This is a genomic window from Streptomyces bambusae (assembly GCF_019400985.1).
Classification (GTDB): domain Bacteria; phylum Actinomycetota; class Actinomycetes; order Streptomycetales; family Streptomycetaceae; genus Streptomyces; species Streptomyces bambusae_A.
The window spans coordinates 1-7510 of record NZ_WTFF01000348.1; the positions used below are offsets into that span (position 1 = coordinate 1).

The 7510-nt window shown below is 73.7% G+C and carries 6 protein-coding genes and 1 pseudogene; 4 read left to right on the forward strand and 3 right to left on the reverse strand.

From position 1 onward, the window contains the following. On the reverse strand, nucleotides 1-415 hold a 415-nt coding region (locus GPJ59_RS30945; RefSeq protein ID WP_219671231.1), incomplete at its 3' end, for an RNA-binding S4 domain-containing protein. A gap of 135 nt (nucleotides 416-550) precedes the next feature. Between GPJ59_RS30945 and GPJ59_RS30950 the strand changes: the two genes are divergently transcribed. The 3 genes from GPJ59_RS30950 to GPJ59_RS30960 all read left to right on the forward strand — a co-directional run bounded on the left by GPJ59_RS30950 (nucleotide 551) and on the right by GPJ59_RS30960 (nucleotide 4052). Beyond that, a complete protein-coding gene (locus GPJ59_RS30950; protein WP_219671232.1) occupies nucleotides 551-946 on the forward strand; it encodes a TOBE domain-containing protein in 396 nt (131 codons plus the stop codon). Nucleotides 947-1249: 303 nt separating this feature from the next. Next, nucleotides 1250-2047, forward strand: coding sequence for a molybdate ABC transporter substrate-binding protein (gene modA / locus GPJ59_RS30955; protein WP_219671233.1), 798 nt, complete (start codon nucleotides 1250-1252; stop codon nucleotides 2045-2047). 31 nt (nucleotides 2048-2078) lie between these two features. Next, a complete protein-coding gene (locus GPJ59_RS30960; RefSeq protein ID WP_219671234.1) occupies nucleotides 2079-4052 on the forward strand; it encodes an ABC transporter permease in 1974 nt (657 codons plus the stop codon). An 80-nt stretch (nucleotides 4053-4132) separates the two neighbouring features. Here GPJ59_RS30960 and GPJ59_RS38000 read toward each other — a convergent pair whose 3' ends face one another. Next, nucleotides 4133-6442, reverse strand: coding sequence for a SpoIIE family protein phosphatase (locus tag GPJ59_RS38000; RefSeq protein ID WP_258025184.1), 2310 nt, complete (start codon nucleotides 6440-6442; stop codon nucleotides 4133-4135). Between the two features lie 62 nt (nucleotides 6443-6504). Here GPJ59_RS38000 and GPJ59_RS30970 point away from each other — a divergent pair, with 62 nt between their 5' ends. Further along, the gene (locus tag GPJ59_RS30970; protein ID WP_258025185.1) at nucleotides 6505-7023 is read left to right on the forward strand and encodes an SRPBCC family protein; all 519 of its coding nucleotides are present in this window, start codon (nucleotides 6505-6507) and stop codon (nucleotides 7021-7023) included. A gap of 14 nt (nucleotides 7024-7037) precedes the next feature. On the opposite strand, the pseudogene GPJ59_RS30975 reads toward GPJ59_RS30970, so the two are convergent. Beyond that, nucleotides 7038-7510 (reverse strand): annotated as a pseudogene (locus GPJ59_RS30975) (hypothetical protein); the annotation flags it as partial.

Below are 7510 nucleotides of genomic sequence, written 5' to 3' on the forward strand. Positions count from 1 at the left end.
TTGCGCCGACAGCCGCTACGTGACACTGATACGAGCTATGATGCGTGAGGACGTTAGGTGTTAACAACAGGCGGTGCTGGGCGGGGCGCCTCGCCCCGCCCGCAGGGCCGCCCAGCCCCCGGCGCCCCGCCTCGACGGGCGTCGGGGGCGGCGGGCTGTTGTCGACGAAGCATTCCGCGGCGACGGGGGCGCCCACCCGCTTGGTGATGGCGCTCCGCACCACGACGATGCGCTCGCGCCCCGCGTGGAAGAGGCGGATCTCGTCTCCGGCGCGCACCGGCTGGGCCGGCTTGGCGCGCTCGCCGTTGACCTTCACATGGCCCGCGCGGCAGGCCGTGGCCGCGATCGAGCGGGTCTTGGTGAGGCGGACGGACCAGATCCAGGCGTCCACCCGTGCCGTTGCGTCATCAGCCATGCCTCTGACTCTAGCGAGCCACCGGCCCGTTGCCGGAACCGTTTTTGGCCGATACGACAATCGCTATAGCACGTGCCATGTAGTTCCCGCCGAAACACTTGCAGATGCGTCCTGTTCCCGCCTACGGTGGCGCATATGCAGGACTACACCATCGGCCAGGCGGCGCGGCTGCTCGGCGTCAGCCCGGACACCGTACGCCGCTGGGCCGACGCCGGCCGTGTCGCCACCCATCGCGACGAGAACGGCCGACGGCTCATCGGCGGCCGCGACCTGGCCGCGTTCTCCGTGGAAGTGGGTCAGGGCGCCCACTCCGAGGAGGAGGAGCCGTACACCTCGGCGCGCAACGCCTTCCCCGGGATCGTCACCGCCGTCAAGCTCGGCGACGTGGCCGCCCAGGTCGAGATCCAGGCCGGTCCCCACAGGCTGGTCTCCCTGCTGACGCGCGAGGCCGTCGAGGAGCTCGGTCTGGAGGTCGGCATGCAGGCCACCGCCCGCGTGAAGTCCACCAACGTGCACATCGACCGCACCTGATGCCCGGTCGGACCGCCCTGGTCCGACCGCGTCGGTCCGCCGCGTCGGTCCGAAGGCCGCCGACCGCCGCCGACCGCCGACACCCCCGACGGCCTCTGCCCTCCGGCGATCCGCCGCCGTCCGTACCGGGCTGCTGAGCGGCCGCGCGGCCGCTCAGCCGTGCGCCATACCCGTCGCCCGTACCTCCCCGTACCTCCCGTACGCCGCCGTCGTCCCCCCGGCCCGCCCGCGTACGCCCGTCCCCGCCCGCCCGCTCCGCCGTCACCGGCGCGGGTCCCGTCCCGACCCGAGGAGCACACCTCCATGTCCGTGCCCCCGTCCGTGACCCGCCGACGCGCCGCGGCCGCCGCGCTGACCGCCGCCCTGCTCGTCCCGCTGACCGCCTGCGGCGGCAATGACTCCGCCCAGGGCTCCGGCGGCTCCGCCGAGGTCGAGGCGGCGAACCTCACCGTGCTGGCCGCCTCGTCCCTCACCGACGTCTTCAAGGCGGCGGGAGCCACGTACGAGAAGGCGCACCCCGGCACGAAGATCACCTTCTCCTTCGCCGGCTCCCAGGAACTGGCCGCCCAGGTCAAGCAGGGAGCCCCCGCCGACGCCCTGGTCACGGCCGACACCAAGACCATGGACGGACTGAAGGCCGAGACCGGCGGCTCGAAGATCATCGCGAAGAACCGTCTGGTCATCGCCACCACCAAGGGCAACCCGCACAAGATCGGCGGGCTGAAGGACCTGGCCGGCACCAAGCTCAAGGTGGTCCTTGCGGCGCCCGAGGTGCCGGTGGGCCGCTACAGCAAGGAGATCCTGGACAAGCAGGGCGTCGCCGTGAAGCCGGTGTCCCAGGAGCCGAACGTCCGCGCCGTACTGGCCAAGGTCGAGCTGGGCGAGGCCGACGCCGGCCTCGTCTACAAGACCGACTCCGCCAAGTCCAAGGACAAGGTCGACTCCGTGGAGATCCCCGACGACCAGAACGCCGTGGCCTCCTACCCCGCCGCCACGCTGAAGGCGTCCAGGAACGCCGAGGCCGCGGCCGCGTTCGTGGCATGGCTGAGCACGCCCGAGGCGCAGAAGATCCTCCAGGACGCGGGCTTCCAGCAGCCGTAACCGCCGTCGGCAGGAACACCAGGAACACGTGATGCGCAGAATCCGCCCCCGTACCCCCGTCGCCCTCGCGCTGCCCGCGCTGCTCGCCGTCGCCTTCCTGCTGCTGCCGCTGATCGGCATCCTGGCCCGCACCGAATGGCACGAGCTGGGTTCCCACCTGACCACGCCCGGCGTGGTCGAGGCGCTGAAGCTGTCGCTGCTGGTGTCCTTCTGGGCCCTCGGCCTCTCGCTGGTGCTGGGCGTACCGCTGGCCTGGCTGCTCGCTCGGGTGGAGTTCCCGGGGAAGGCGCTCGTCCGGTCCCTGGTGCTGCTGCCGATGGTGCTGCCGCCGACCGTGGGCGGTGTCGCGCTGCTGCTCGGGTTCGGGCGGCGCGGGCTGCTGGGGCCGTGGCTGGAGAGCACGTTCGGGATCACCCTGCCCTTCCACACCTCGGGCGCGGTGGTCGCGGCCACGTTCGTGGCGATGCCGTTCCTGGTGATCAGCCTGGAGGGGGCGCTGGGCGGCCTGAAGGTGAGCTACGAGGAGACGGCCGCGTCCCTCGGTGCCTCGCCGTTGCGGGTCTTCCTGACGGTGACCATGCCGATGGTCGCTCCGGGGCTGATCGCGGGCGCGGCCCTGACGTGGGCGCGGGCGCTCGGCGAGTTCGGCGCGACGATCACCTTCGCGGGGAATCTGCCGGGCACCACCCAGACCCTGCCCCTCCAGGTCTACCTGCTGCTCCAGGGCCGGCCGGCGGCCGCCACCTCGCTCTCCCTGCTGCTGCTCGCCATCGCGATGGCGGTCCTGGTCGCCCTGCGCGGCCGGTGGACCGGCGCTCCCGCCGACCGGCGCCGGGCCGCCGCCGCACCGGTCGAGGAGGAGCCGGCAGTCCCCGTGGGAGCGGCTGCACCCGCGGAAACCGCAGTCCTCCTGGAACCGGCTGCCGCCACCCGGACCGCCGGGCCCGATCCGCAGCAGGACGACGCCCGGGGCTGGCCCCTGCACGCCGAGGTGACCGGCTTCAACGAACTGACGCTGGCGGCCGAACCGGGCACAACCATCGCCGTCGTCGGCGAGAACGGGGCCGGCAAGACCACGCTGCTGCGTGCCCTGCTCGGCCTGACCCCGCGCTCCCGTGCCGTGCTGCGGCTCGGTGACGCCGACGTGACCGACCTGCCACCGCACCGCCGCGGCGTGGCCTGGGTCCCGCAGGACGGGGCACTGTTCCCGCACCTGACCGCCCTGGCCAACACCGCGTACGGGCTGCGCGCCCGCGGCGTACCGCGCCGTGAGGCCCGCCGCGAGGCGCGGGACTGGCTGGACCGGCTCGGCGTGGGCCACCTCGCGCTGCGCAGGCCCGCCCAGTTGTCGGGCGGCCAGGCCCAACGCGTCGCGCTGGCCCGGGCGCTGGCGGCCCGCCCCCGGCTGCTGCTGCTGGACGAGCCGCTCGCCGCGCTCGACCAGACCACGCGCGCGCACGTACGGCACACCCTGCGTACGCACCTGGCCGGATTCGCCGGAGTGTGCCTGATCGTCACCCACGACCCCGTCGAGGCGGTGTCGCTCGCCGACCGGGTCCTGGTGCTGGCCGACGGCCGGGCCCTGCAGGACGGCGCCCCGGCCGACGTCACCCGGCATCCGCGGTCGCCGTGGGTGGCCCGGATGCTGGGCCGCAACGCCTGGCCGGGCACGGCGGGGCCGGACGGCCTGGTCCTGGCCTCGGGCGGGCGCCTGGTGGTGGCCGAGTCACTGGCCGCCGGCAGTCCGGCGCTGGCGATCATCGCTCCGGAGGCGGTCTCCGTCCACCGCGAGCGGCCGGCGGGCAGCCCGCGCAACGTCTGGCCCGGCACCGTCCGCGAGATCACCGGCGTGGGCAGCCGCCTGCGCATCCTGGTCTCCTCCCCCGCCGCCCCGGACCTGGTCGCCGAGATCACCCCGGAGGCGGCCGCGGAACTCCGGCTGAAGGACGGCACCGAGGTCTGGACGAGCGTCAAGGCCACGGAAGTCACCCTGGTCCCGCTGTAGCAACCGCCGTGATGCGGTGGCCTCGGTGCAGGCGGGCCGGGCCGATGCTCCGTACAGCCCTCCGATCCTCCGTACAGCCCTCAGAGCCCGTCGGCCGGTCCCGCCGGCCGGACGTGGAACTCGCACCAGACGCACTTGCCGCCGCCCCGGGGCTCCACCCCCCACTCGTCGGCCAGCCGGTCGACCAGCAGCAGGCCGCGCCCCGACACGGCCCAGTCGCCCGCCTCCCGGCGGCGCGGCAGCGCGCTGGAGGTGTCCTCGACCTCGACCCGGATCCGGCCGTCGGGGGTCAGGCGCAGGCTGACCACACCGCCGCCGTCCGTGTGCACCAGGGCGTTGGTCACCAGCTCGTCGGCGGCCAGTTCGATCTCGTCCGCCCGGTCCGGCGCACCCCATGCCGTCGCCGCCGCCCGGATGAGGTGGCGGGCCATGGCCGGGCCGTCCGCGTCGCCCGGGGTGAGGTGCTGACGCAGCGGGCCACTGCCGCGGGGGCCCGGGGAGCCGCGGCGGCGCAGCACGAGCAGGGCCATGTCGTCCCCGCCGCCGACGTCACCGACGAGGTCGCAGAGCAGGTCGGCGAGTTCCTCGACGTCCGTCGGGCCCTTGCGGACGGCGGACATGAAGTCCCGCATGCCGGAGTCGGGGTCGTCGCCGGGGCGCTCGATGAGGCCGTCGGTGCACATCAGCAGGCTGTCGCCCGGGTGGAGCTCCATGGTGGTGACGGGGTAGCCGGGACAGGGGTCGGCTCCGCCTCTTCGCCCGCCCGTTCCCCCTGCGAATCCGCCTCCGAATCCGCCTCCGGTTGCGGTTCCGGTTGTGGTCCCGGCTCCAGTTCCGGACCCGCCTCCGGATGCGGCTCCGCCGCCCGGCCCGCCTCCGCGCCCCGGCCCGCTCCCGTGCCCCGCTCCGTGGGTGTGCCCCGTTCCGAACGTATGCCCCGAGCCCTCGGCGGGCCCCGTTTCCCGGGGCGCCGGCGGCCGGTCGGGCGTGGTGGGCAGGCCCAGCGGGAGTCCGCCCGCGACGGCGACCCGGTGGCAGCTTCCGTCACCGCGCCGGACCACGGGGTCGAGGTGGCCCGCGCGGACGAGCTGCACCATGCCCGTGTTCAGGTCCACCTCGGCGTACGTACAGGTGGCGAAGCGTTCCGTCTCCAGCTCGCGCAGGAAGACCGACGCCCGGGCCATCGCCGTGCCGGGCGTGTGCCCCTCCGTCACGTACGCCCGCATCACGATCCGCAGCTGCCCCATGACCGCGGCGGCGTCCGTGTCGTGGCCCTCCACGTCACCGATCATGACCCCGACCCGCCCCTCGCCCAGCGGGATCACGTCGTACCAGTCGCCGCCGATGTCCCGCCCCATCCGGGCGGCCCGGTACCGTACGGCGATCTGCGCGCCCGGCACCTCGGGGATGCGCCGCGGCAGCATGGCCCGCTGGAGCCCCTCGGCCAGGTCGTGCTCCTGCTCGAAGAGCATCGCCCGCTGCAGGCTCTGCGCGATGCCGCTGCCCAGCGCCACCAGCACGTTGCGCTCCTCGCCGGTGAAATCGCCCTCCCGGGTGTAGAGCAGGCCCAGCGCGCCGATGGGCCGTCCCTGCGCGATCAGCGGCAGGTAGACGCCGCTGCGTACGGACAGGGGCTCGATGTACGGCCACAGCAGCGGGTAGCGCCGCTGGAACTCCTCCCGCGAGGCCAGGAACACGGGCTGCATCGTGCGGACCGCCACGCTCATCGGGAACCCTGCGTCGATCCGCGTGTACTCGATCTCGGGCACGTAGCTGCCCAGCTGCCCCTCGGCCACCAGGTGGATCCGGGCCCCGTCGACCACGCCGAGCATCACGCTGACCGCACCGAGGTGCCCGAGCGCCTCGGGGTCCTTGAGGATGTCGGTGACGTCGTTGACGGTGCGGGCGTGCGCCAGGATCGCCGTGGTCCGTTCGACCACGCCGGTCATCCGGCGCCGGCCCTCGTCGGCCTGGCCGCGGGCGCCCGGTTCGCGCGGGTCGAGCGCTGCGTCGCGGACCACCCCGATGATCCGGTACGGCCGCCCCTCGGCGTCGCGCCGGATGTGGCCCTGGATGTGGGTCCAGCGGGCCGTGCCGTCGCGCCGGCGGATGCGGAAGTACGCGCCGTACTCGCCGCGCCCCTCCTTGAGGGCCTGGGCGACGCGGGCGTCGAGCCGGGCCTCCTCGCCGGGCGGGATGCGGGTGCGCAGGCCCGCGGGGGTGCCGGTGAACTCGTCCCGGCGCAGCTCGAAGACCTCGAGGGCGGTGGGGTCCAGATGCATCTGCCCGCTGTCGAGGTCCCAGTCGAAGGTGCCCATGCGGTTGAGCGCCAGGCTCAGGTCAGGCCGAGCGGGCCACTCGACCTCCGGGGCGTCACCCCTGTCGGCCATGCAGCCAGGGTCTCACCGATCGGCACCGCGCGCGGGGGGCGCCCCGGGGCGACAATCCGGATATGGGAGACCCCGACATGCCCGAGGTTGTGGTGGAGCGCGAGATGGCGGCTCCGGCCGAGCGGGTGTGGCGGGCGCTGACGGCCCTGGAGTCGATGCCGGAGGTCCTGTCGGGCGTGGACGCGGTGGAGGTCCTGACCCCCGGCCCGTTCGGGGTGGGCACGCGGTGGCGGGAGACGCGGCGGATGTTCGGCAAGGAGGCGACGGAGGAGATGTACGTGACGGCGTGCGAGGCGCCGCAGCGGTACGTCGCCGAGGCTGACAACGCGGGCATGCACTACGTGTCGGAGTTCCGGCTGACCGAACGGGTCCCCGGGCGTACGACCGTCCGGATGACGTTCGGGGCGCAGCGCACGGCGGGCGGCCGGCCGAACGTCTTCCTGCGGCTGCTGAACCGGCTGGGGACGAAGGCGGTCGCCAAAGCGATCACGAGGGACCTGTCCGACGTGGCGGCGTCGGTGGAACGGGGTCCGGCCGACGGTAGGCCCGGCGCCGGAGGCGCCGGGCCTACCGGGCCGTAGGCGGCGAACCCTGGCTAGTAGCCGCCACCTCCGCCGCCCCCGTCATCCTGTCCGCCCCCACCGGATCCGTCCTCACCGGAACCAGAGCCGTCCTGACCGGATCCATCCTGACCGGTTCCACCTTCCCCGGTCTTGTTCTGCGTGGTCCCGTTCGGGTTGGTCTTGTTCTCCGTGGTCCCACCGGGGTCCGTCTTGTTCTCCGTGGTCCCGCCCGTGTCCGTCTTGTTCTCCGTGGTCCCACCGGGGTCCGTCTTGTTCTCCGTGGTCCCGCCCGGGTCCGTCTTGTTCTCCGTGGTCCCACCCGGGTCCGTCTTGTTCTCCGTGGTCCCACCCGGGTCCGTCTTGTTCTCCGTGGTCCCACCCGGGTCCGTCTTGTTCTCCGTGGTCCCACCCGGGTCCGTCTTGTTCTCCGTGGTCCCACCCGGGTCCGTCTTGTTCTCCGTGGTCCCACCCGGGTCCGTCTTGTTCTCCGTGGTCCCACCCGGGT

Excerpts from the sequence above, each read along its gene's own strand:
- GPJ59_RS30950 (WP_219671232.1), top strand. The coding sequence starts at position 551 with ATGCAGGACTACACCATCGGCCAGGCGGCGCGGCTGCTCGGCGTCAGC.
- modA (WP_219671233.1), top strand. The coding sequence starts at position 1,250 with ATGTCCGTGCCCCCGTCCGTGACCCGCCGACGCGCCGCGGCCGCCGCG.
- GPJ59_RS30960 (WP_219671234.1), top strand. The coding sequence starts at position 2,079 with ATGCGCAGAATCCGCCCCCGTACCCCCGTCGCCCTCGCGCTGCCCGCG.
- GPJ59_RS38000 (WP_258025184.1), bottom strand. The coding sequence starts at position 6,442 with ATGGCCGACAGGGGTGACGCCCCGGAGGTCGAGTGGCCCGCTCGGCCT.
- GPJ59_RS30970 (WP_258025185.1), top strand. The coding sequence starts at position 6,505 with ATGGGAGACCCCGACATGCCCGAGGTTGTGGTGGAGCGCGAGATGGCG.